Annotated in this window: 13 protein-coding genes; 4 read left to right on the forward strand and 9 right to left on the reverse strand. The window is 72.7% G+C overall.

Annotation, left to right across the window (positions count from 1 at the left end; genetic code table 11):
* Positions 1–169 precede the first annotated feature (169 nt).
* Entirely contained in the window at positions 170–646 is a 477-nt protein-coding gene (locus tag GFH48_RS16795) for a pyridoxamine 5'-phosphate oxidase family protein (protein ID WP_153289063.1), read from the forward strand.
* A gap of 9 nt (positions 647–655) precedes the next feature.
* On the opposite strand, the gene guaA is transcribed toward GFH48_RS16795, so the two are convergent.
* Positions 656–2,236: a glutamine-hydrolyzing GMP synthase gene (gene guaA / locus GFH48_RS16800; protein ID WP_153289064.1), complete on the reverse strand. Its 1,581-nt coding sequence runs from the start codon at positions 2,234–2,236 to the stop codon at positions 656–658.
* A gap of 714 nt (positions 2,237–2,950) precedes the next feature.
* Here guaA and GFH48_RS16805 point away from each other — a divergent pair.
* On the forward strand, positions 2,951–3,244 hold the full coding sequence (locus GFH48_RS16805; RefSeq protein WP_153289065.1) for a chorismate mutase: 294 nt from the start codon (positions 2,951–2,953) through the stop codon (positions 3,242–3,244).
* Between the two features lie 590 nt (positions 3,245–3,834).
* Here GFH48_RS16805 and GFH48_RS16810 read toward each other — a convergent pair.
* Positions 3,835–5,037: a hypothetical protein gene (locus GFH48_RS16810; RefSeq protein ID WP_153289066.1), complete on the reverse strand. Its 1,203-nt coding sequence runs from the start codon at positions 5,035–5,037 to the stop codon at positions 3,835–3,837.
* Between the two features lie 214 nt (positions 5,038–5,251).
* On the opposite strand from GFH48_RS16810, the gene GFH48_RS16815 reads away from it, so the two are divergent.
* A complete protein-coding gene (locus GFH48_RS16815; protein ID WP_228120632.1) occupies positions 5,252–6,286 on the forward strand; it encodes an LPXTG cell wall anchor domain-containing protein in 1,035 nt (344 codons plus the stop codon).
* Positions 6,287–6,533: 247 nt separating this feature from the next.
* Here GFH48_RS16815 and GFH48_RS16820 read toward each other — a convergent pair whose 3' ends face one another.
* Together GFH48_RS16820 and GFH48_RS16825 are read right to left on the reverse strand one after the other, a co-directional pair.
* Positions 6,534–8,342, reverse strand: coding sequence for a GMC oxidoreductase (locus GFH48_RS16820; RefSeq protein ID WP_153289067.1), 1,809 nt, complete (start codon positions 8,340–8,342; stop codon positions 6,534–6,536).
* Positions 8,343–8,414: 72 nt separating this feature from the next.
* Complete coding sequence (locus tag GFH48_RS16825; RefSeq protein ID WP_153289068.1) at positions 8,415–10,052, reverse strand: succinic semialdehyde dehydrogenase; 1,638 nt, start codon at positions 10,050–10,052, stop codon at positions 8,415–8,417.
* A gap of 496 nt (positions 10,053–10,548) precedes the next feature.
* Here GFH48_RS16825 and GFH48_RS16830 point away from each other — a divergent pair, with 496 nt between their 5' ends.
* On the forward strand, positions 10,549–12,525 hold the full coding sequence (locus tag GFH48_RS16830) for a glycosyltransferase family 2 protein (protein WP_265590174.1): 1,977 nt from the start codon (positions 10,549–10,551) through the stop codon (positions 12,523–12,525).
* Between the two features lie 107 nt (positions 12,526–12,632).
* Here GFH48_RS16830 and GFH48_RS16835 read toward each other — a convergent pair whose 3' ends face one another.
* The 5 genes from GFH48_RS16835 to GFH48_RS16855 all read right to left on the reverse strand — a co-directional run bounded on the left by GFH48_RS16835 (position 12,633) and on the right by GFH48_RS16855 (position 23,908).
* Positions 12,633–14,579 carry a serine/threonine-protein kinase gene (locus GFH48_RS16835; protein WP_153289070.1) on the reverse strand — a complete coding sequence of 649 codons (1,947 nt, stop codon included), beginning with the start codon at positions 14,577–14,579 and terminating at the stop codon, positions 12,633–12,635.
* A gap of 132 nt (positions 14,580–14,711) precedes the next feature.
* Positions 14,712–16,388, reverse strand: a complete 1,677-nt coding sequence (locus GFH48_RS16840; protein WP_153289071.1) for a serine/threonine-protein kinase — start codon at positions 16,386–16,388, stop codon at positions 14,712–14,714.
* Positions 16,389–16,538: 150 nt separating this feature from the next.
* Positions 16,539–18,158, reverse strand: coding sequence for a serine/threonine-protein kinase (locus GFH48_RS16845; protein ID WP_153292953.1), 1,620 nt, complete (start codon positions 18,156–18,158; stop codon positions 16,539–16,541).
* A 166-nt stretch (positions 18,159–18,324) separates the two neighbouring features.
* Positions 18,325–21,423 (reverse strand): protein kinase, encoded by a 3,099-nt coding sequence (locus GFH48_RS16850; RefSeq protein ID WP_153289072.1) that lies wholly within the window; start codon positions 21,421–21,423, stop codon positions 18,325–18,327.
* Positions 21,424–21,628: 205 nt separating this feature from the next.
* Complete coding sequence (locus GFH48_RS16855; protein WP_153292954.1) at positions 21,629–23,908, reverse strand: serine/threonine-protein kinase; 2,280 nt, start codon at positions 23,906–23,908, stop codon at positions 21,629–21,631.
* Positions 23,909–24,030 lie beyond the last annotated feature (122 nt).

The following is a 24,030-nucleotide window of genomic DNA, read 5'->3' on the forward strand; positions in this document are numbered from 1 at the left end:
GCCGTAGGAGAACAGGGCCGTTCGGTGAAGAGAGTGCGCAACCGTTACGCGGGAGCGCCGTGGGGAGCCGTCCGGCCCACCCCCGCATGCGGGGGTCCGCGGGGAGCGCACCCGAAAAACTCGCCCATACGCGACAGAAGATGTCGGGTATCGGCGCGAAACTGCCTGCATGAGTCGTACGAACTGGGCCGCCTTCACCGTCTCCGCACCCGAGCTCGCCCGGTCGGCGGAGGAACGATTCGGGGCCTTCACCCACCACGTCCTGGCGACCCTCCGCAAGGACGGCACACCCCGCACCAGCGGCATCGAGGCGCGTTTCCTGCTCGGCGAGCTGTGGCTCGGCATGATGCCGGACTCGCTCAAGGCGTCCGACCTGCGCCGCGACCCGCGCTTCGCGCTCCAGGCGAACCCGGGGCCGGGTACCACCATGGGCGGGGGCGACGTACGGATCAGCGGCCGGGCGGTGGAGGTCACCGACGGCGACGCGAAACGGGCGTACGTGGAAGAGGTGGAACCGCCGGAGCCGTTCCACCTCTTCCGCACCGAACTGACGGAGGTCGTACGGACCTTCGTCGAGGACGACACGTATCTGGTCGTCCAGGTCTGGAAGCCCTCGGAGCCGGTGCGGACCCTCAGGCGGACCTGACGGGAGGGGCTACTCCCACTCGATCGTGCCCGGGGGCTTGCTCGTCACGTCGAGGACGACGCGGTTCACGTCGGCGACCTCGTTGGTGATCCGGGTCGAGATCTTGGCGAGGACGTCGTACGGGAGGCGCGACCAGTCGGCCGTCATCGCGTCCTCGCTCGACACCGGGCGGAGCACGATCGGGTGGCCGTACGTACGGCCGTCACCCTGGACGCCCACGCTGCGGACGTCGGCGAGCAGGACCACCGGGCACTGCCAGATGTCGCGGTCCAGGCCGGCCGCCGTCAGCTCCTCGCGGGCGATGGCGTCGGCCTCGCGCAGCAGGTCGAGGCGGTCCTTGGTGACCTCGCCGACGATACGGATGCCGAGGCCGGGACCCGGGAAGGGCTGCCGCTGGACGATCTCGTCCGGCAGGCCGAGCTGCTGGCCGACCATCCGGACCTCGTCCTTGAAGAGCTTGCGCAGCGGCTCGACGAGCTCGAACTCCAGGTCCTCGGGGAGGCCGCCCACGTTGTGGTGGGACTTGATGTTGGCGGTGCCGGTGCCGCCGCCGGACTCGACGACGTCCGGGTAGAGGGTCCCCTGCACCAGGAAGGCGACGTCCTCGCCCTCCGCGGCCTCGGCGACGATCTCCGCCTGGGCCTGCTCGAAGACCCGGATGAACTCGCGGCCGATGATCTTCCGCTTCTCCTCGGGGTCCGAGACGCCCTTGAGCGCGTCGAGGAACCGCTCCTGCGCGTCCACGACCTTCAGCTGCACGCCGGTCGCGGCCACGAAGTCCTTCTCGACCTGCTCCGTCTCGCCCTTGCGCATCAGACCGTGGTCGACGTACACGCAGGTCAGCTGGGAGCCGATGGCCTTCTGTACGAGGGCGGCGGCGACGGCGGAGTCCACACCGCCGGACAGGCCGCAGATGGCGCGCTTGCCGCCGACCTGCTCGCGGATGAGGGCGACCTGCTCCTCGATGACGTTGCCGGTCGTCCAGTCCGGCCGGAGGCCGGCACCGCGGTACAGGAAGTGCTCCAGCACCTGCTGACCGTGCGTGGAGTGCATGACCTCGGGGTGGTACTGCACGCCGTACAGCTTCTTCTCGTCGTTCTCGAAGGCCGCGACCGGGACGACGTCCGTGGCGGCCGTCACCGTGAAGCCCTCGGGGGCGGCGCTGCACGCGTCGCCGTGCGACATCCACACCGACTGCTCGTCCGGGGTGCCCTCGAACAGGGTGGAGCCCGACTTCGAGACGTGCAGGGGCGTACGGCCGTACTCGCGGGCGCCCGTGTTGTCGACGGTGCCGCCGAGGGCCGTCGCCATCAGCTGGAAGCCGTAGCACATGCCGAAGACGGGGACGCCGGCCTCGAAGAGCTCGCGGTCGAGGCGCGGCGCGCTCTCCGCGTACACCGACGAGGGGCCGCCGGAGAGGATGATCGCCGCCGGGTTCTTGGCGAGCATCTCCTGGACCGGCATGGTGCTCGGCACGATCTCGCTGTAGACCCGGGCCTCGCGGACGCGACGGGCGATGAGCTGGGCGTACTGCGCACCGAAGTCGACGACCAGGACGGTGTCGGGGGCGGCGGGGGACGCTTCTGGCACGGTTTGCCTTCCGGCGGTGAGCAAGGGGTGTGGGGTGTCGAGTCTACCGGGGGTCCGCGTGGGGGTGCCGTCCCGCCGTCTTCGCCCCTGCCGCCCCCGCCGCCGCTACCCGACCCATCCCGAACCTGGGGGCTGCCCCCCGGACCCCCGCATCGGCCTGAACGGCCTCGTCCTCGAACGCCGGACGGGCTGATGGTGCGGGCCTGGGCTGGAGGGTTGGGGGTGTCGGCTCGCGCTGAGAGGTGTTCCGGGCGGGCTGGAGCACGGGCCTGTGCGGGAGGGTTGCGGGTGGGCTGGGGATGCGGGGTTCGCGCTGGAAGGCGGGCGTCGAGGTCATGCTTCTCAGCCCGTCCGGCGCTTGAGGACGAGCCCTTCGGGCGATGCGGGGGTCCAAGGGGCGCGGCGCCCCCTGGCAGGGGACCGGAGGGAGAGCCCCGGGGTGGCACGGGTAGGGGCGGCGGGGGCGCGAGAACGTCTCAGTATGCGAACCCGCTTGGACCGTTCCGGACGCGCGGGCATACTGGTCGCATGCTCACGCACCAGACCTTCGCGTTTACCTATGGCAACCGGCCCACCGGCTGCCATGGTCGTGCTGCTTGAGCAACTGACAAGCGACTCCCCAGGCGCCCCGGGCCGACAAGGCCCGGGGCGTCTGCCGTTTCCGGGCCCGGCAGCCCCGGGGTGCCCCTTCCACCGAGCAGAAGGAGCCCCACCATGGCCGACGTGACCGACGTACTCGACAAGACCGGCGCCCGCACCGACGAGGCCGCCGACGTGATCACCGGCGCCCGCGACCGCGTCGACGCCCTCGACGACCGGATCATCGGTCTCGTCCAGGAACGCATGGCCGTCTCGGCGGTGATCCAGAAGGCCCGGATCGAGTCCGGCGGCCGGCGCGTGAACCTCTCCCGGGAGATGGAGGTCCTCGGCCGCTACCGGGACGCGCTGGGCAAGCCGGGCACGTCGCTGGCCATGACCCTGCTGGAGCTGTGCCGCGGCCGCATCTGAGTCCCGCGCGCCACCCGCATCCCGCGCGCCCTCTTCGTCCCGCGCCTCCGTCACGTCGGGGACGCCACGTACGCACATACGCGTGCCGTCTCACCCGTACGGCGCGTGACCGGGCCGCGACGGGCTTCGTTGGTCCCGGTGTCCGTGCCAGCCAGGGGCGGGCCCGAAACAACCACGCGTGGCTCCGCTGGGGCGATGAGACGTACGGATCGTGCCGTGCGTCGTGGGACCTCGCCCCAGAGGTGTGACCGGACGGCAGGGGACAGCGGCCCGGTCACTCAAGAGAACGGTCGGCTCCGGGGACGCCCGGGGCCGGCCGGCGCAGTCCTCCGACCGGCCGGCGGAACCGAACTCCTTCGACGGGCCCCACCCGTAGAAGCTCCCCACCCCGTACGTCCCGTGGTCCCGGCTCCCGCCGCGGCCCCGGCTCCACGTCCCCGTGGACGAACCACCACTTCATGACCCGCGGCGCACCCCCTCCGGCGCCGCGCACCCGGCACCGGCGCCGCCCTGACGTCGGTGCTGACGCAGAAGGGCCTCGCGGTCTCCGTCCCGCGGGGCCCTTCGCGCACGTCCGCGTGTCCTCCGGCTCAGGTCCTGGAGACCGATCCGCAGGACTCGCCGTCGGAGTGATGGAGCCCCCGGCTCCGGTCGTACGGATCGATCGCGGGTCCGCTGGGCGTCGCCCCGGCCGAGGCGGTCGGGGCCGCCGAGTCGAACCGTGGGTGCAGGAAACCGTCGTAGACGAAACAGGCGGAGTTGGAGAGGTTCTCGTCGTACGCGAGGAGCGCCAGCCTGCCGGGCGTGACCCGGTACTTCGTGGGGTCGGAGACCTCGACGTCGAGGACCCGGCGCACGATGGTGCGGGCCACCTCGTCCGACTTCCCGTCCGCCCGTGCCAGCGGGTAGACGAAGGTGTAGTCGGCGTGGATGACGACGGACGCGCGGGTGCCCGCCTTGAACGTCATCCGGCCGCGGGTCTTCACCACGTCCCCGACGAGCCGCACCTCGTGCGGGTCGAACCGGCTGAAGAGCCGGAGCGGATCGTGCTTCGCGTCCGGTTCGCGCAGCCAGCTGTTCACGTCGTCGAGCATCTTCGGCTGCTGGGGGTCGAGGAGGGCGAGCGCGCTCTTCGGACGGCCGCCGAGCAGGGTCCCTCGGTCGATGTTCGCGCCGACGAGCAGTTTCCTGGTCAGCCGCAGTGCCCGGGCGACCTGCTCCTTGCCGAGCGGACCGACGGGCTTCGCCTCCGGCACGACGATGCCGGCCGCGCCGTCGGCGTACCGCTCGGCGGGTGAGCCGGCGAACGGCCGGTCGAGGGTGGGGGTACCGGGCGCCGCCGAGGGTGCCGCGGTCGGGGCCGCGGTCTCGGCGGGCAAGGGAGCGGCGGACCTCACGTCGCCGGGCGACGCGCCGCCCGCGGAGGAGCTCCCGGAAGACGTGCCGAGGAGATCGCCGGGCAGCAGCGACGGCCGTACGGCCACCAGCGCGACGGCGGCCGCCAGGGGGACGCCGATGATCGCCCACAGCCGCCGGCGCCGGGCCGTGCGGTTCTCCGCCTTCCGCATCTCCTGCCACGCGGGCCCGGTCCGCCACCCCTCCGGTTCGATGCCCCGGGCCTCCTGCTGCCGCAGCCGTTCGGTCACCATGCGGGCGCGCGCGGAGGGCTCCTTGGGGGCCGAGGCCCGGATGTCCCGCTCGGAGTCGCGGATGAACCGGTCCCACACCTCGTCGGGAACGGAGGGTTCCTCCGGCCGCTCCCCACCTGCCCTTCCGGGCTGCTTCTCAGACACGAGGGTCAGTTCTAGGCGGATGGAACAGGCATCCACAAGTCGTATCCGTGTGTGACCCAGCACACATAAGAATTACGTGAAGGACCGCACAACCCTTGATGAGGTCCACGGGTCACACCTGCTGAACCAACGGCCACACCCGCGCCCCACACGCGGAGGCCTCACCCATTCGCGTACCGCGGTCACGCGGTGCACCGGACTCTCCGAGGTCTTCATGAAGCTTCGCCGTGCCATGGCCGTCGCGGCCGCGACGGCAGCCATAGCCCCACTGGCGCTGCTTTCGGCGCCGGCCGCGTTCGCGTCGGACGACAACACCACTCCCCCGGCCGCGTCAGCGTCAGCGTCCGAGTCCGCCGGCGAGCCGACGTCCGCGTCGCCGAGCGACTCCGCTCCCGCGCCGAGCGCCTCCGGGTCCGCGAGCGAATCCGCGCCGGCTCCGAGCGGCAGCGCGAGCACCAGCGCCAGTGCCAGCGCCAGCGCGTCCGGAAAGCCGTCGACGTCCGCCAGCCCGTCGCAGTCCTCGGAGCCGTCGGCGTGGCCGACGGAGGACTGCCCCGTCGACGACGACGGTGTGGACGCCGGTTCCCAGCTGTCGCTGGCCGTCTCCGGACTGCCCGGCAAGATCGTCGCGGGCAGCGGCTGGCACAACTTCACGCTCTCCGCCGCCAACCACAGCGACCAGGACCTCGGCCAGGTCCAGTGGCTCGCCACGGTCGACAACTACTCGGACAGCGACGACGAGGGCGACTGGCTGAGCACGTACGCCCAGCTCGAGTACTTCAACCCCACGACCAAGTCGTGGGAGTCCATCGCGGACGAGGTCGGCAACGGCATCTACTTCGGTGAGACCACGCTGGGCGGCAAGCAGACGGTCGCCATCAAGCTGCGCGTCAACATCGGCTCGAAGGCGCCCGCCGGAGACGGCTACGCCCTCGGCCTGGGCGGTTACGTCGACCAGGAGAAGGACTGCGTCCACAGCTCCTTCGCGTTCTACGAGCTCACCGTCCTCGCGGCCGGCAGCAGCAACGAAGACCCGGGCGAGGCCACGCCGGGCAAGGGCGACACGCCGTCCGGCGGCACGAAGCCGCAGGGTGGCGCCGACGAGATCCCGGCCACCGGCAGCCTCGCCTCGACCGGTTCCTCGTCCGCCCTGCCGACGATCGCCCTCGTGGGCGGTATCGCCGTCGTCGCGGGCGCCGGTGCGGTGTTCACGGTGCGTCGCCGCAAGTCGGGTGGCGCGGCCGCGTAAGGCGTCGCGCCCGGGACGGGCCCGCCTGGCGGCCCGTCCCGTAGCCGTACACGTACAAGAACTCGGTACAGGAACTCGTACAAGAACTCGTACACGTGCAAGAAGAGGGACCTGAGCTCGGAGGGGGGCACAGGTCCCTCTTCACGTTCGGTGTCCTCCCACCCGGGCCGGCGCGCGGGCCTGCGCGCCCCCGGGCCGGCCCGCCTCGCGCCGCCGCTGTGCGCCACCCGCGCCCGCCGGCTCCGGCCTACTTCTTCGGCGGCACCGTCGGCATCCCGAGGAACGGCAGCCTCAGTGCGCCGAAGGCGTCCGCGGGGACGGCGGGCCGGAGGGGCTCGACCGGCGTCAGCCGCTCGTACGCGGCGCCCGGCGCCGGGCGCGGGTCCGCCTCGCCCCTGTTGGGCCAGTACGACATCGCGCGCTCGGCCTGGGCCGTGATGGTGAGCGACGGGTTGACGCCCAGGTTCGCGGAGACGGCGGCGCCGTCCACCACCGAGATCCCCGGGTGGCCGTACAGCCGGTGGTAGGGGTCGATGACGCCTTCGTCGGCGCTCGCGCCGATCGGGCAGCCACCGAGGAAGTGCGCGGTGAGCGGTGTGCCCATCAGCTCGCCCACATTGCTGCCGGCGAAGCCGTTGATCTCGGCGGCGAGGGTGGAGGCGGCCTGCGAAGCCGCCCTGATCTGCTTGGGGTTGGGCGCCCCGTGCCCCTGACGGGCGGTCAGCAGTCCCTTGCCCGCGCCCTTCGGCTTCAGGTAGGTGGTCAGCGAGTTGTCGAGCGACTGCATCACCAGACCGATGATGGTCCGCTCCGACCAGTGCCGGTTGGAGAGCGAGCGGGCCACCAGCAGCGGGTGCCGCACGGCGTTGGCCAGCCAGCCCAGAGCCCTCGACGAGCCCTCCGCGTACGGGACCTGGAGGATGGAGAGGCTGCCCATCGAGTTCGACCCCCGGCCGTAGCGGACCGGTTCGATGTGGGTGTTCTCGTCGGGATGGATCGAGGACGTGATGGCGACGCCCCGGGTGAAGTCGACCTTCGGCTCCCCGGTCGCCCTGCGGTACCGGCGGTTGTCCGTCTGCGCGCCCACCAGCGCCTCGGAGTTGGTGCGCGTCAGCTCGCCCAGCCTCGGCGAGAGGCGGGGCAGTTGACCGCCCGCCTTCATACGGTGCAGCAGGGTCTGCGTGCCGTACGTACCGGCGGCGATCACGACCCGGCGCGCCGTGAACATCCGCCCGGCGCCCTTGCGTTTCCGGTCCGTGGGCAGGGTGGCGACGGCGTACCCGCCACGCGAGTCGTCGGTGACGGACACGACGGTCGTCATCGGGTGCACGGCCGCGCCCGCCTTCTCGGCCAGGTACAGGTAGTTCTCGTTGAGGGTGTTCTTCGCGCCGTGCCGGCAGCCCGTCATGCACTCACCGCACTCCGTGCACGCCTTGCGGCCGGGTCCGGCGCCGCCGAAGTAGGGGTCCGCCACCTCGCCGCCGGGCCCGGCCTCGGCCGCGCCGTCCGCGTCCCGCCCGTCCCCGAAGAAGACACCGACCGGCGCCATGTGGAAGGTGTCGCCGACACCCATCCGCTGCGCGGCGGCCTTGAGGTGGACGTCGGACGGGGTCATCGTCGGGTTGAGCCGTACGCCGAGCATGCGCCGGGCCTGGTCGTAGTACGGCTCCAACTCCTCCTGCCAGTCGGTGATGTCCTTCCACTGCGGGTCGTCGAAGAACGCCTTCGGCGGTACGTAGAGGGTGTTGGCGTAGTTGAGGGAGCCGCCGCCGACCCCCGCGCCCGCCAGCACCATGACGTTGCCCAGCAGATGGATGCGCTGGATGCCGTACATGCCGAGCGGTGGGGCCCACAGGTAGTTCTTGATGTCCCAGGAGTTCTTCGGCAGCGTGTCGCGGGTGAAACGGCGGCCGGCCTCCAGCACCCCCACGCGGTAGCCCTTCTCCGTCAGGCGCAGGGCCGTGACGGAACCGCCGAAGCCGGAGCCGACCACCAGGACGTCGTAGTCGTACGCGGAGTCGTCGTGCTGCTCCTGGACGGAGTTCTCCTGTGACACGTGCTGCTCTCCTCGTCGAGAACGGGTGCGGGCCTGCAAGAACGCCTGGGCCGGTGCCTGTCGCGGCAGGCCCTAGCGCAGCCGCAGCGCCTTCATGACCTGAAGGCTCCGGCTCATGAACGCCGCGTACTTCTCGTCGTCCATGCCGAGCGACGGTGCCATCGGCAGCAGTCGCTGCTGGGCGACGGTCTGCGCCTCGGTGTACTTGAGGATGCCCTCGGAGCCGTGGCGCCGGCCGAGTCCCGAGTCCTTCATCCCGCCCATCGGCGACTGGACACTGCCGTACGCGGGCGCGTAGCCCTCGTTGACGTTCACGGTGCCGGTGCGCAGCCGGGCCGCGACCGCGCGTCCGCGCCGCCCGTCCTTCGTCCAGACGGAGGAGTTGAGGCCGTACGCGGTGGAGTTGGCGAGTTCGACCACCTCGTCCTCCGTCCTGAAGCGGTACAGCGAGACCACCGGTCCGAAGGTCTCCTCGTTGCAGACGGCCATGGGCGCCTCGACGCCGTCGAGGATGGTCGGCTCGTAGAAGTAGGGGCCGATGTCGGGACGGGCGACGCCTCCGGCGAGGACCCTCGCCCCCTTCGCGACCGCCTCCTCCACGTGCCGCGTCACGGTCTCCAGCTGCCGCTCCCCGACCAGCGAGCCCATGTCGGCCCCGTAGGCGAGGGAGGTACCGAGCCGCATGGCCCTGGTGCGGGCGGCGAAGCGCTCCGCGAACGCGTCGGCGACGGACTCATGGACGTACAACCGCTCGATGGAGATGCAGAGTTGGCCGGCGGAGGAGAAGCAGGCGCGGACGGCACCCGCGGCGGCCTTGTCGATGTCGGCGTCCTCCAGGACCACCATGGCGTTCTTGCCGCCGAGTTCGAGCGAGACGCCCACGAGACGGGCCGCGGCGCCCTGGGCGACCTCGCGGCCGGTGCGGGTGGACCCGGTGAAGGAGACGTAGTCGGCGTGCTTGACGACCTCGGGACCGACGACCGGGCCGTCCCCGATGACCACCTGGAAGACCTCGGCGGGCAGTCCCGCCTCGATCAGCAGGTCGCGCGCCCAGAGCGCGGTGAGGCAGGTCTCGGTGTCGGGCTTCATGACGACCGCGTTGCCCGCGACGAACGCGGGAAGCGCGTCGCCGACGGAGAGTTCGAGCGGGTAGTTCCAGGGCGCGATCTGGCCGACGACACCGCGCGGGTGGCGCAGTTCGGTGACCTTGGTGAGGGTGGGCATCGCGCCGGCGTGCCGCTTGGGACTGAGGTACGCCGGGGCCTTGCGGCCGTAGTGGCGCGCGGCCACGACGACGGCCTGCACCTCCTCGTGCGCGTGCAGGCGGGCCTTGCCCGTCTCCAGCTGGATGAGGTCCAGCACCTCCGCCTGCCGCGCGAGCACCAGGTCGTGGAAGCGCAGCAGGACGGCGGCGCGCCGCCGTACCGGGGTGGCACCCCAGACCGTCTGCGCCACGCGGGCCCGCTCGAAGGCCGTGGCGACGTCCTCGGGGGTGGACTCGGGCAGGTCGGCCAGCTTCTCGCCGGTGAACGGCGTGTGGTTGGCCGTCCGTCCGGAGCCGACGACGCCCTTGGTGAGCTGCGCGACCAGCTCGGGCGTGACCACGTCGGCAGCGGTGCGGGCGCCCGCGGGGGCGGGGGCGAAAGGGTTGGTGCCGGTCTTTTCCGGCTGGTCCGTACCGATGATTTCCGGGGCCTGCGAGTCCGTCATGAAGCGCAGGGTATGACGGCGCGAGAGCTTTGGGTACCCGTTGGTAACCCGCTTTCACGGGGTGCACACACCGCGCCAGTGAGCACTGGCAGCGAATGCGCTGATCAGGGCGTTGTTCGGGGGCGCGCCCGCTTCATACCGGTTGCCCGCCGGGAGAAGGATGCGCGGCCTCCGACCAGGAGCCGCGCACGTCCCGGACATTCCCGCGACGGCCGGCCCCTCCGCCCTTTCCTCCACCGGCGAAGAGAAATGCCCCACCTCGGCGGATCGGATTGCAAAATAGACATCGGGGCATTATTCGTCGCGCCCGGCGAGCCATTCCCTGACCTTGCTCTTGCCTTGAAGGCATAGGCGGCTCACGGTATCTTCACGGGACAGTCGGCACATATTCCCGAAAATGGCGCGCACCTCCGCATATGGCGAACGCCATGCCAGACGGAACGGGGGTGCCCCGCCCTGCTTGGAGAGCGCGAAGATGGCCACGCCCACCGTTTCGGTGATCATTGCGGCATACAACGCGATGCCCTACGTGACGCGCACCATTTCCTCGGTCGCCGAGCAGACCATCGGCACGGAACGGCTGGAGGTCATCGTCGTCGACGACGGTTCGACCGACGGCACCGCGGCCGAACTCGACCGCCTGACGGACGTGCACCCCGGCCTGCTGCGCGTCGTCCGCCAGGAGAACTCCGGCGGCCCCGCGGCACCCCGAAACGCCGGACTCGACCTCGCCCGCGGCGAGTTCGTCTTCTTCCTGGACGCCGACGACCGCCTGGGACCCGAGGCCCTGGAACGGATGGTCGCCATGGCCGAGGAGAACGGCACCGATGTCGTCCTCGGCAAGATGGTCGGCGGCGGCGGACGCGAGGCACCCACGTCGATGTTCCGGCGCAACGAACCGAAGACCGACGTGTTCACCTCCCGCGTCTACTGGACCCTCAGCCCGATGAAGCTGTTCCGCCGCGACCTGCTGGAACGGCACGGACTGCGCTTCCCCACCGACCTGCCCACCGGCGAGGACCAGCCGTTCGTGGCCTCCGCCTACCTGCACGCGTCGGGGATCTCCGTGGTCGCCGACTACGACTGCGTCCACTGGGTCCTGCGCGACGACGGCACCAACATCACGGCGACCACCTCGGGTTCCGAGCCCCGCCTGCGCTACCTCGCCCGCATGGTCGACCTCATCACCGACAACGTTCCGCCCGGCCCCGGCCGCGACCGCCTGGCGCACCGGCACCTCACGGTCGAGGTGCGGTCGCTCGTCCACAGCCACCTCGCACTGGAGACCCGCGAGCGGCAGCGCGAGACCCTGGCCCGTCTCACCCGCGTCATCACCCCGCTGCTCCACGACGGCCTGCGCGGGGAACTCTCCGCGATGGCGTGGCTGCGCCTTCACCTCGTACGTCACGACATGCCCGGGGAACTCCTCGAACTCGACCGTTTCGAGGACGAGTCGAAGGAGTCGGGCGTGGCCACCCCGCTGGTCGTCGACAGGGGCCGCGCCTACGCGCGCTACCCCTTCTTCCGGGACCCGGCGCGCGCCGTCCCCGACGACTGCTACGACGTCACCGGCCAGGTCGGCACCCGCCACCACGTCTCCCGCGCCGAACTGCGCGGCACCGTACTGCGCCTGGCCGGCTACGCGTACCTGCACCGTGTGGCGACGCAGGACGTCACCACCGAACTGGTGCTGCGCGAACGGGAGAGCGGGACCGAGCACCGCCTCCCGGTGACGCACACCGCCACCCCGGGGCTCGGCGCGTACGAGGACGAGGGCCGGTACACGTACGACACGGCGGGGTTCGAGGCCCGCGTCGACATCGAGACCGCCGCGGGCGCGGCACCGCTCGACGACGGACTGTGGGACATCTCCCTGGCGGTCGGGGCCCAGGGCCTCTCGCGTGAGGTACGGATCGGCGGCAAGCGGGGCGAGGACGTGTCCGGCGTGGCCGACACCCGGGTCGTGGACACCCCGCGCGACGTCCGCGCCGTCACTCTCTACACCACCAAGCCGCACGGCAACTTCACGCTGGACCTGGGCGAGAGGAAGCACCGGGTACTGTCGCACCTGAAGCTCGCCCCGGCCCGCTGGAACGCCAGTACCCCCACCGAGCTGCTGGTCTCCGGCCGGTGGACGCTGGGCGCCTACCCGGACGGCCCGCTGGAACTGGTGCTCAGCGGCGACGGCGGTGCGACGGCCGTCTTCCCCGCCACCCGCACCCCGCACGGCGACACCTTCACCGCCCGGGTGCCGGCCGCCGACCTGCCGGCCGGAGTCTGGAGCGGCGAACTGCGGCTCTCCGGCTGGTCCGTGACCCTTCCGCCGCTCCCGGAGAACCTGACCGCGGCCAAGTGGCGCCGCCGGGGCACGCCCTGGTACGCCAAGCCGCTGTCCGGCGGGTCCGAGCGGTTCGCCCTGCGGGTGGGGAAGACCGGCCTCGTCAAGACGGTCGCGGGCCGCGTCAGGCCGTGACCCGCCGGCGATCACGGCCGTCAGGGGTCCGACCGCCGGGACCGGAGCGTCCCCGCGGACGGGCGAAAGCGCGGCCGGTGAGGTCTTTCTGACGGCTCGTCTGTTCTCTACCGCTTGTCGATGTCCAGGTTCGCGATCGCCGCTCGCGCGACCTCACGGCCGCGGGCCGTGAAGTCACCCTTGCCCGGATAGCTGACCGTGAGCTTGTACATGTCCCCCGCGGACGACTTGTAATAGAACATGCGCAGCTCGCGCGGGCGCGGGTCCTGGCTGTCGTTCGTCATGTAGACCACCGTGTTCTCCGCGGACCGCCCGCCGCGGTACGTGGTCTCCCTCGGCACCGTCCTCGGCCCCTCGGGCATGTCGAGGGCGTACGCGCCGCTCTGCTTGAAGTCGCCGTTGTCGGCGTACATCTGGGCGGCCGAGGAGTCCTTGATCTGATGGGACGCGTCCTCGGACGCGCGGGAGACGCCGAGGCCGATCCAGATCCCGCCGCTCCAGTCGGTGTACGTGACCCAGTGGCCCTTGTCCGACGTCCGGTCCGGCGTCGATCTCTGGTAGCCGGCGGGCACCGCCAGCGTCGCGGTGATGTCCTTCTCGTGGTGCTTCCCCCAGCCGTCGGGCAGCGGCCCCGCGAACGGATTCGCGATCACCAGGTACGCCGCCACGGCCGCCGCGACGACGGCCGCGCCCAGCCCGAACAGGGCCGCGCGGGGAACCCGGACACCGCCGCGCCCCGTCCCGCCGGTCCGCGTCGCCCCGCCGGTCCCCCCGTCCTCGGGAACCCGCACGGTCTCCGTGGGCGTCCGGGCGGTCTCCGTGGGCGTCCGGGCCGGCGGCTCGGCGGCCTCCGTCAGGAGCCGGCGCACCCGGTCGGCCCGCAGGCGGCGGGACGGGTCCTTGTCCAGCAGCCCGTTGATCGCCTCCGCCAGCGGCCCCTTCGCCGAAGCGGGCGCCGCCGGCGTGGAGTTGAGCACGGACTGCAGGGTGGCCGGGGTGTTGCTGCGGCGGAAGGGCGACACGCCCTCCGTCGCCGCGTAGAGGACGACGCCGAGCGACCACAGGTCGCAGGACGGGCCGGGGCGCTGACCCAGCACCCGTTCGGGAGCGATGTACTCGGGCGAGCCGACGAAGCCGCCGGTGTCCGTCAGACTGGTCTCACCCTCGATCCGGGCGATGCCGAAGTCGGTCAGAACCACCCGCCCGTGCGGGCCGAGCAGGACGTTGTCGGGCTTGACGTCACGGTGCAGGATGCCCGCCGCGTGCGCGGCCTCCAGAGCGCCGAGCACCTCCAGACCGATCCGCGCCGCCTCCCGCGCACCGAGCGTGCCCTCTTCGAGGGCGGCGCCCAGCGAACGGCCCCGCACCAGCTCCATGACGATCCAGGGCCGGCCGTCCACGACCGCGACGTCGTGGACGTTCACCACCGCCGGGTGGTCGAGCCGGGCCGCGGCACGCGCCTCACGGCGCATCCGCTCGAAGGCGTTGGCGCGTTCACGTTCGGGCAGGTGGTCCGGGAGCCTGGGTTCCTTGACGGCGACCTCGCGGTCCACCGTCTCGTCCTCGGCCCGCCAGACCGTCCCCATGCCGCCGTGGCCCAGCTTGGCCAGCAGCCGGTAGCGGCCCGCGACCAGCCGCCCGGTGCCGGGGTCCTGAGCGGGCGAGCCCTGCGGGGAGCGTGGAGGCGCGGACTCCGGGGGCCGGGGCGGCCGCGGATGCGCGGTCCCGGAACGGGGAGGGTGCTGGGAGGGCTGGTGCGCGGACTCGGCGTGCGCGGACTGCGCGTGCGCGGACTGCGCGTGCGGCTCCGACTGTGCATGTGGATGCGGCTGTGGCGGCCCGGACCGCGGCCCCGGCTGCGGCTGCGGCTGTGCGGACTGCGCCGGCGGTGGCGGGCCGGCCTGCGTCCGTGGGGCGGACCTGGCCGGGTCGGCGTACGGATTGCCCGGGTGGGGAACGCCCTGCTGCTCCGCGGGCGTGACCGGCCGCGGTGGTCGCAGGGCGAAACTGGTCGGCTCGTCGGCGCCTTGCGTGACTCCCCCGTCGCTGCTCATGGGTCCATCCCTATCGCGGCCCACGCACCGGCATCCAGACCCGTCGCGTACCGGTCACAGACCCGTGACGCACCGCACCGCCGAAATGCCGCATATCCAACGCCGGCGCGACATCCACCGCCCGTGCGCGGTTCACGAGGCGGCGAAGGTGTCCACCGCCACGTCGAAGTACTTCTTCGCCTCCGTCACCCTGCCGACCGGCGCCGAGACCCACACGTCGTACATCCGGCCGCCCTCCTCCCAGCACAGGTCGTACGTGTGCCGCGCCCCCTCCGCCTCGGTGAAGCCCTCCCAGGTGAACTCCCACAGCGCGGCGGACCGTCCGGCGTGTGTGGTGGGGGTGACCGTGCCGTCGTGGTACCCCGGGTTCGTGGACGGACCGTCGGCGTCCGCGCTCCGCATCACCACGAGCGGGCCGCCCACCACGGGATCCGACACCTTGATGCCGATCCGGAAGGTCTGTCCCGGCGACATGTAGAAGATCCGCTCGCCCTGCGGATCACGGGTGAAGCCGTCGGGAACGGCGAGCGCGTACCCGTCCGGATCGTGCACCGTCCGGTAGCCGGCCGGCGCGGTGCGGCCGGCGGCGCTCGGTGTCCGCTCCCGGGTGACGGTGACCGTGGGGTGCGCAGTCGCCGGGGACACCTCGTGGCTCACGGACGCCGACGCGCTCGCCGAGGCCCCCCGTGCCGGACTCGTCGACGCGGCAGGCGTACCGGCCCTGCCTCCCCCGCCGCCCCTGTCCCCGCCGTCGTGCGCCAGCAGTGCGGCCGCCGACACCCCCGCACCCACCAGCGCGGCGACCAGCGCGGCGACGAGCAGGCCCCGCGCGGAGCCTTTCGTGGAGCGCTCCGACACGGCAGTGACGGGTGTGCCGGCGGACGGCACCGGAGGCGCGGCGTCCGGCGGCACGGGCCTGCGCCTGGGTACGTTGCGCTGCGTGGGCGTGTACCCGGGCGGCGCTGGGCGCGGTGTGCGGCCGGTCTGCCGGAACGCCAGCAGCAGCCGCTCCGCCTCCACCGCGTCGAGCCGCCGGTCCGGATCGCGCTCCAGCAGACCCCGGACGACGGGCAGCAACGGCGCGGCCTGGGCCGGCGGTCTGATCTCGTCCATGACGACCGCGTGGAGGATGCCGCCCAGGGAGTCGCGGCGGAACGGCGACTCGCCGCTCAGCACCGTGCACAGCAGCGCGCCGAGCGACCACAGGTCGGACTCCGGGCCGGTACGGGCGCCGGACATCCGCTCGGGCGCGGTGTACTCGGGCGAGCCGACGAAGGAGCCGCTCTCGGTGAGCGTCGTCGCCCCCGCGACCTGGGCGATGCCGAAGTCGGTGAGGACGACCCGGTCGGTGCCCGCCTCCATCAGGACGTTCGCGGGCTTGAGGTCACGGTGCAGGATCCCCGCGTCGTGCGCGCGGCGCAGCGCGCCGAGGAGGGCGATACCGATCCGGGCGGCCTCGCGGGCGTCGACCGGGCCGTCCGCCGAGATCCGCTCGGCGAGCGAGCCGCCGTCGATCAACTCCATGACGATGTAAGGGCGTTCGGCCTCCTCCACCACGTCGTGCACGACGATGATGTGCGGGTGGTGGAGCTGGGCGACCGCGCGGGCCTCGCGCAGGGTGCGATCGCGCTGCTGCCGGGCCTCGTCCGCGGAGAGCGAGTCGTCGAGGGCGACCTCCTTCACCGCGACCTGACGGCCGAGCAGTTGGTCGGCGGCCCGCCAGACGACACCCATGCCGCCCCGCCCGATCCTGGCCTCCAGCCGGTAACGGCCGGCGATCACGCGGACGTTCTCCCCCTGGGTCCCCATACGCCCCATCATGCCGCACCGGATGGACGCCTTCCGTGGCGGCGATCGGCCGAGTTTTCCACCGCCCCGGCGCCGGCCGCTTCCCCCGCCCCCCGCTCCGGGACGACGACCGCGACCACCCGGCAGCGGAACCTTCTGCTCCAGCAGGGATCAACCCTCCTGGAAGCTCCGCAGGATCCGGTCGAACTCCTTTTTGGTGGTGTCCCAGTCGTCGGCCGGGGAGGCCTCGTAGATGGCGTACTCGATGCCGTCACTGGCCATGTACCCGACGTCGATCGCGTGGTAGGGCCCCGGGAAGTGGTGCGGGGCGTCCTTGGCCAGCGCGTTCCACGTGTACTCCCAGCGGACACCCGGCTGGTCGCGGAACAGCTCTTCCTTGAGGCGCAGTTGCTCGTAGTTCTGCAGCCGCCCCGAGATCCGCCGATCCAGGTACTTCATGTGGTCGTACGAGGTGCTGAAGTCCGGCGCGGTGTCGACGGCGACCCGCACGAGGTGCTTGCCCTTGTCGGGCGTGTAGTCGACCTGCCGCAGGCCGTCCTCGTCTATGGAGACGGACCGCTGCCACCCCTTGGGCAGGGAGACGCTGAAGCCGACCGGGTCGTGACGCCGCTCCCAACCGGTGGGACCATCCGCCTGACCACCCTTGTCGCTCGGCGTGGCACTCGTACGGGTACTGGCACCTGGAGCCGACGGCCCGGAGGCTGAGCCGCCGGGTCCGCCCTTCCCGAAGTGCTGCACCGCGACCGCGCCACCCCCACCGACGATCGCCGCGAGGGCGACGACCAGAGCGACCGTACGCAGCCGGTGCCGCTTCGGCGGCGCGGGGACGGTCTCGTTCGTCACCGCCGGAAACGGCGTGGCGGGGGCCGTCTGCGCGCGGGTACCGCTGCCGGTGCCCGTCCTCGTGGTGTCGTACCCCGTCTGCCCCGTCTGCCCATGGGACCGCGTCGTGTCCGGCGGTCCTCCCGCCGCCTCGGCCAGCATCTGCTCGGCCTGCGCCGCGCTGGGCCGGTCGGCCGGATCCTTGCGCAGCAGCGCGGCGAGGACGGGTCCCAGCGCACCCGCGTTGACCGGTTCGGCGGGTTCCTCCTCGACGACGGCCTGCATGGTGCCGATGGGCGAGGTGCGGCGGAACGGCGACCTGCCCTCCACCGCCGTGTACAGCGTGGCGCCGAGCGCCCACAGGTCGGACGCCGGGCCCGGGTCGTGGCCGCGCACCCGCTCCGGGGCGAGGTAGTCGACCGAGCCGACTATCTCACCCGTGCGCGTGATGGTCGTGTCGCCCTCGACCTGCGCGATCCCGAAGTCCGTGAGCAGCACGCGCCGGTCGGAGGACAGCAGGACATTGCCCGGCTTCACGTCCCGGTGCAGCACCCCGGCCTCGTGCGCGGCGCGCAGGGCGCGCAGCACCCACAGACCTATCCGCGCCGCCTCGGCCGACTCGATCCGCCCCTGCTCGTTGACCGCGTCGGCCAGCGAGTTGCCCTCGACCAGCTCCATGACGATCCACGGCCGGCTGTCGTGGTCCAGCACGTCGTGCACGGTGACGACGGCCGAGTGGTTGATCCGGGCCGCGGCCCGCGCCTCCGCGTGGGTACGGGCCAGAAGCACCGCCCGGTCGCTCTCCGTGACGTACAGCGCGGCCGTCAGCTCCTTGACCGCGACCGCGCGGTGCAACACCTCGTCGTGCGCGCGCCACACGCGGCCCATGCCACCGCTGCCGATGGATTCGACAAGTCGGTAGCGGCCCGCGAGGAGCAGGCCCTGCATCTGATTCACGTTTCCCCGCAATGGTCTTGACAGGGTCAGACTAAAGAGCGGTCACGCCGCAGGGAACCGGCGGGGTCGTACGGAGACACCACTGTGACGGTTCTCCCTTCCCGGTACGGGAGGCAACCATCGCGCGTTCAGCGTGCGCCGTCGCCAGGCGGCCCGCTCAACCGGTGACTTGGTACGTCGCCGACGCCTGTTCGTACAGCCGGGTCACCTCGTCCGTCTCGGCCTCCGGGCCACGCACCTGGACGATGTGGTAACGCCCACCCGAGACGATCACGAGGTTGCGGACGTACAGCTCCTGACCAGCGGAGTTCTGCCAGGTGAACTGCCCCTCGGCCATGGTCCGTCCGCCGACGTCGATCCGTCGCATCCCGCTGGACGTCGCCCAGGTCGAGTCGCGGAACGGCTGCAACTCGCTCTCCCGTTCGCGCTGGTACGTCAGCGGATCACTGCCGTAGGTCGCGGTGCTGTCCCGCCCGGGTACGACGATGAGTTCGAAGTCGCCGTGGGAGTAGACGACCTGCCCGCGGCCGTTCTTGGGCGAGCGGTCCCAGCCGTCGGCCACCGCGACCTGGAAGCCCGCGGAGTCCTTGCGCAGCGTGAAGCCCGCCGGGACGCCCGGGGCCTTGCTCCCGGTGCCCGGCGAACCGGCCTGTCCGGAGGGACTCCTGTCATCGCCCGGGGAGGTCTGGTCGGGCCGCGGCTCGCTGCTCGCGCTTCCGTCGGCGCCGGTGCCCGAGGAGTTGCGCGGTGCGGGGCTCAGCTGTCCCGCGGAGTCGGCCGGACTGCCGTCGGAACCGTTCGTCCGGTCGTTCTTCGGCATGAAGACCATCGCGTACGCGACCGCCGCGGCCAGCAGAAGCAGGACCAGCAGGACCAGGTTCCGTCCGAGGCGTCGGGGCCCTTCCCGCACGGCCCGGCCCGCCGGGCGGACCGGGCGGTCGTTCCTGGCCCGTTTGTGACGGGCGTGCGGGCTGGTCGCGGGCAGCCCGGCGCGGCGCCGGCGGACCAGTTCGCCCCTCCTGCGCACGATCGGGAGCCGCCTGGGGTCGACCGGGGGCGCCGCGACGACGTGCGCGCCCGCCTCGGGCTCGGGCGCGGACCGTACCAGCGAGCGCAGCCAGCCGCGCAGCTCCTCGAAGTCGAGCCGCTCCGTCGGGTCCTGACGCAGCAGCGACTCCACGACGGGCCGCAGCGGACCGCACTCCTCCGCGTACGCGGGCGGCTCGGCGCACACCAGCTGCACCAGCTCGGCGGTGTTCTCCTCCGGGTAGGGCGCGTGGCCCTGCACGGCCCGGAAGAGGAGCGCGCCCAGGGCCCACAGGTCGGTCGCGGGACCGATCGGGGCCGCCAGCTGCCAGTTCTCGTGCACCGGGCCGGCCTGCTCGGGCGCCCAGCGTTCGGTCACCGGGCCGACGACCGCCATCCGCGCCTGCCGGGCCCGCTCCGCGGCGAGCGCCGTGGCGGGTCCGCGGCGCGGCGGCGTACCGGCGACGAGCTCGTCCCAACGGCCGCTCGGGGGGACGGGAACCGCGGACCGCTGCTGTCCGGGCACCAGCGCGGACGCGCCGGCGCGGGAAAGCTCAGGGGGGCCGTGTCCGGCCGCGCCGCCCGGGAGTGCCGTGCGCGCCTGGTCGCCGCCCCGGCCGAGTCCTTGTCCCTGCCCCTGTCCTTGTCCCGGTCCTTGTCCCGGTCCTTGTGCGATGGGGTTTCCGGCCGTCTGACCGATGTCGTGGCCGTGACCCCGGGTGCCGCCGGGATCGGTGCCCTGGCCGAAACCCCGGCCGCGATCGGCGTCTTGAGCAAAGCCACGGCCGGTGTCGGTGCCTTGACCGAAGCGGTCGCCGGTGTCCCTGCCCTGACCGAAGCCATGGCCGGTGTCGTGGCCTTGGCTCTGGCCAGAACCCTGGCCGGTGTCGGGGGCGACACCCTGGCCGGGTCCCACGGTGCCGGGGCGGGGTTGGGCGCCGTGCCAGGCCCGGGTGTGCGCCACTCCGTACGGGTCGGCGATCTGACCGGGCGGCGGTGTCTCCGGCCGCTGTTCGACGATGTGCCCGGAGGCCTGGGCGGGCGGTGCGGAGGAGTCGGCGGGCGAGGCGGGGCGGGGCGCGGGCAGCGCGGCGGGGCCGCCTCGCTGCTGCTCGTGCACGCGGGCGGCGGCGCGCGCTCCGGCACGGTACGCGGCGATGGCTCCGGCCCGCGCCGCCCGGGCGTCGCCGCCGGCCTCCAGCGCCCTCCGGGCCAGGGCCGCGCTGCCCGCGGCGGGCGGTTCCGCCACGGGCGTACCGTTCTCGGCGCGTGCCTCTATCGCGGCCCGCCGCGCGGCTTCCGCGTCGCTCCCCTGGGCGCCGGCGACCACGGCACCGAACGTGCCGCCCGGACTCGTGGCCCCCGGAGCTCCGCCCACGCCGCGCGAGACGCCCGGCCCGTGACCCGTGCCGGAATCCGCGCCGGGCGAACCGGCGTTCCGCGGCTGCCCGGCGCTCTCACCCCCGGAAGCCCACGAACCCCGCGGAATCTGCGGGGCCTGAGGGGCCCGCGCCACCCGGGAAGTCCGCGTCCCGGCCGGCCCCGGGGCCCCCGGTGCTCCGGGCGCACCCGGTCCTCCGGGCGCACCCTCCGCACCCGCCGGACCCTCGAAGTCCCTCACCGGCACCGGGTCGTACCCGCACAGCGCCTCCTCCGCGGCGCCGACGGCCAGCCCGGTCAGCATCACCCGGCCGTCGTCGCAGACGAGCACCGTGCGCTCGGTGATGTTGCGGTGCACCCACCCGTGCGCGTGCAGCACCCGCAGCGCGGTGAGGACGTCGGCGGCGACCTCGGCGGCGCGATAGGGGCTCAGCGGTTTCTCGGCGAGCAGCGCGGCCAGCGGCTTCGCCGGCACCAGTTCGCTCACTATCCACAGGGACCCGCCTTCGGCGAACACGTCGAAGACCTGGTCGAGCCGGGGATGGTCGGGAATCTGGGCGGCGGCCTGCGCGGCCTCGATCGCCCGGCGCACCGCGGGTTCGGCGGGCCGGCGTGTGGTGCGCGCGGTGGCGCGGCGCACCCCGCCGTCCCGCGCCACGAAACCCTCGGGCAGCCCGTCCGCGTCGAGCACCTCGGCCTCGACGACCTCCGGCAACGGCACCTGCCGGACATGCACTTCCTGTCCGCTGTAGGTGTCGAAGGCGCGGCTCTCGGCGAACTCGTCCTCATCGGGGGGCGGCAGCGGCAGGCGATAGCGGTCGGCCAGTACCCGACCCGCGTACTCGTCCACGATGCCTCCCCCGGCCGCCCGGTGGTCAATTCCGTTCGCCTTGCGCCCCGTTACGGCTTGGTACGGTCCGCAACCACTCACGATACGTGCCGGAGGCAACCCGCAATGTGAGGATGCGAGATGTCACCAGCCCGTGACCGAGCCCTACATCAGACACCCCGGGCGAACCGGCCCGAACCTCACGACTCGGGCTCGGACCCGCGTCTCACGGCTTCGGCTGGAACGTCTTCGTCAGCGTCTGCCAGGTGTCCTTGCGCAGATCGCTGTCCCAGGCGGAGGCCTTCGCCGTGTACATCAACGCGTACCCCTGATGGTCGTTGACAACGAATCCGCGGTCGATCGACCGGAACTTCGTGCCCCCTTCCTGGTAGGTGAACTCCCAGTCGGCGGTGTTCCAGCCGCGGTAGTCCACCTTCTCTATGCGGACCTTCTGGTACTGCGAGCGCACCATGTCCCGCTCCTGGTTCTTCCAGTCCGCCACCGGGTCGTTCTTGGGCGTCGTCGTCCAGCCGACGAGCAGCTTCTGTCCGTCGGGGCCGGTGAACCGGGCGCCCGCCAAGTCCGTGGACAGGTACTTCCAGCCCTTGGGCAGTCCGATCGAGAACCCCTGGTCTCCGTGGTACGTCGACTCCACGGCCGAGCCCTCGGAGCCGGACTCCTTGCCGCCGCCGCCCGAACCGCCGGCGTCGTCCGAGCCGCTCGCGTCACCCGAGGCGTCCGTGCCGGGCGTGGCGCCCGCCGTGCCGCCGCCGTCCGGTGCGGAGGAGTCGTCCTTCTTGCCGCCGTTGTCGGTCTGCGCGCCCTTGTTCGCGTCCTTGCCGCCGCTGCCGGCGTTCGCCCCGCTGGACGCGGACGTCTTGGTGTCGCCGCTCTTGCCGCCCTTCGCGTCGCTGTCGTCACCGCCGCCGAGCGTGAGCGCCAGTACCGTCCCGATCACGACGAGCGCCAGGACCACCGCGATGACGACCAGGGTGCGCCGCGGCACCACATCGGTGAGCGACGCCCTCGGCGCGGGCCGCGCCGGCCGCTCGGGGGCCACCGGCCATCCCGAACCCGGGGAACGCCCCGCGCCCGAGCCGCCCGCGGCCCCACCCGCACCGGTCGAACCCGTCGAGCCGGCCGCCTCCACCACGCGTGTCGAATCCGCCGAGCCCGCCGTGTCCTTGGCACCGGGTCCGCCGACCGGGCCGGAGTTCAGCCCCACCGTCGCGCCGCCGCGGGCGCCCGGCTCGCGGGAGACGTCCGCCCCTGCGGTGCGCGGGCCCGGCGTGACCGCGCCCGCTCCGGCCGCCGCGGCCTTCCCGTCCGCGGGCTTCGACGGGGTCGTGCCCGCCGGAGCCGCCGGTCCGGGGACCGTGGGCGTCTTGGCGGCCGCGCCCTCGGCGCCCACCGCGCCCGTGCCCGCCGTACCGGTGGACTTGGCGCGCGCCGTCGCCGCCGCGGTGGCCGCGCCGGCCGCGGAAGCGGCCTTGCGCACGGAACGCAGCGCACCGCGGAACCGCTCCCCGGCCTCCTCGCCCCGCTTGGCACCGCTGCCGCCCGAACGCCCCCCGCGGGACTCGTCGTCCGGCAGCGGCGGCAGCGACACGACTTTCGTCGCGTCCACCGGCTCGGGCACGGCCGCCCGGGGCTCGGGGGCGCGGACCACCTCGCTGAGCATCGCGCGCGCACGTTCGTTGTCGAGCCGCTGTTCGGGATCCTTGGCGAGCAGCCCGTAGATCACGTTCTCCAGCGGACCCGCGTTCTTCGGCTGTTCCACCGGTTCGGTCATGACCGCGGTGAGCGTCGCGATCGCGGAGCCCCGGTCGTACGGCGGGACGCCCTCGACCGACGCGTACAGCAGTCCGCCCAGCGACCAGAGGTCGGCCGCGGGGCCGGGCTTGTGGCCGCGCGCCCGCTCGGGGGAGATGTAGGAGGGCGCGCCGACGAGCATGCCGGTCGAGGTGATCGACGGGTCGCCCTCCACCTGGGCGATGCCGAAGTCGGTCAGCACGACCCGGCCGTCGTCGGAGATCAGCACGTTCGACGGCTTCACGTCGCGGTGCAGGATGCCCTCGCGGTGCGCCGACCGCAGGACGTCGAGTATCGCGAGCCCCACCTCGGCGGCGCGCTTCGGTGTGAGGACGCCGTCCTCACGGATGACCTCGGCGAGCGACTTGCCCTCGACGAGTTCCATCACGATCCACGGCCTGTTGTCCTCGTCGACCACGTCGAAGACCGTCACCGCGCCGTTGTTGCGAATACGCGCGATCGCCTTGGCCTCACGCAGGGTGCGCGTGATCAGCCGCCGCTTCTCGTCCTCGTCGATGCTCGATGGGAACCTCAGCTCCTTGACGGCGACCGTGCGGCCCAGCGTTTCGTCCTGGGCCCGCCAGACCGTGCCCATGCCGCCGCGGCCGAGAACATCCCCCAGCCGGTACCGCCCGGCGAGGAGACGTTCGCTCTTGTCCTGACGGGATGCTCCCGCCCGCTCCGCGTCCGACATGCGTCCCCTCATGCAACCCGCCCTGACAGAGCCTTCATTGTCCCTCACCCGACAAGCGCTCAGCGCCCAGGGTGCCTCACGGAAGAGGTCCGCCCGGTGCCGGAGCCGCGGCGTCCCGCATG

Source organism: Streptomyces fagopyri, assembly GCF_009498275.1.
Taxonomy (GTDB): domain Bacteria; phylum Actinomycetota; class Actinomycetes; order Streptomycetales; family Streptomycetaceae; genus Streptomyces; species Streptomyces fagopyri.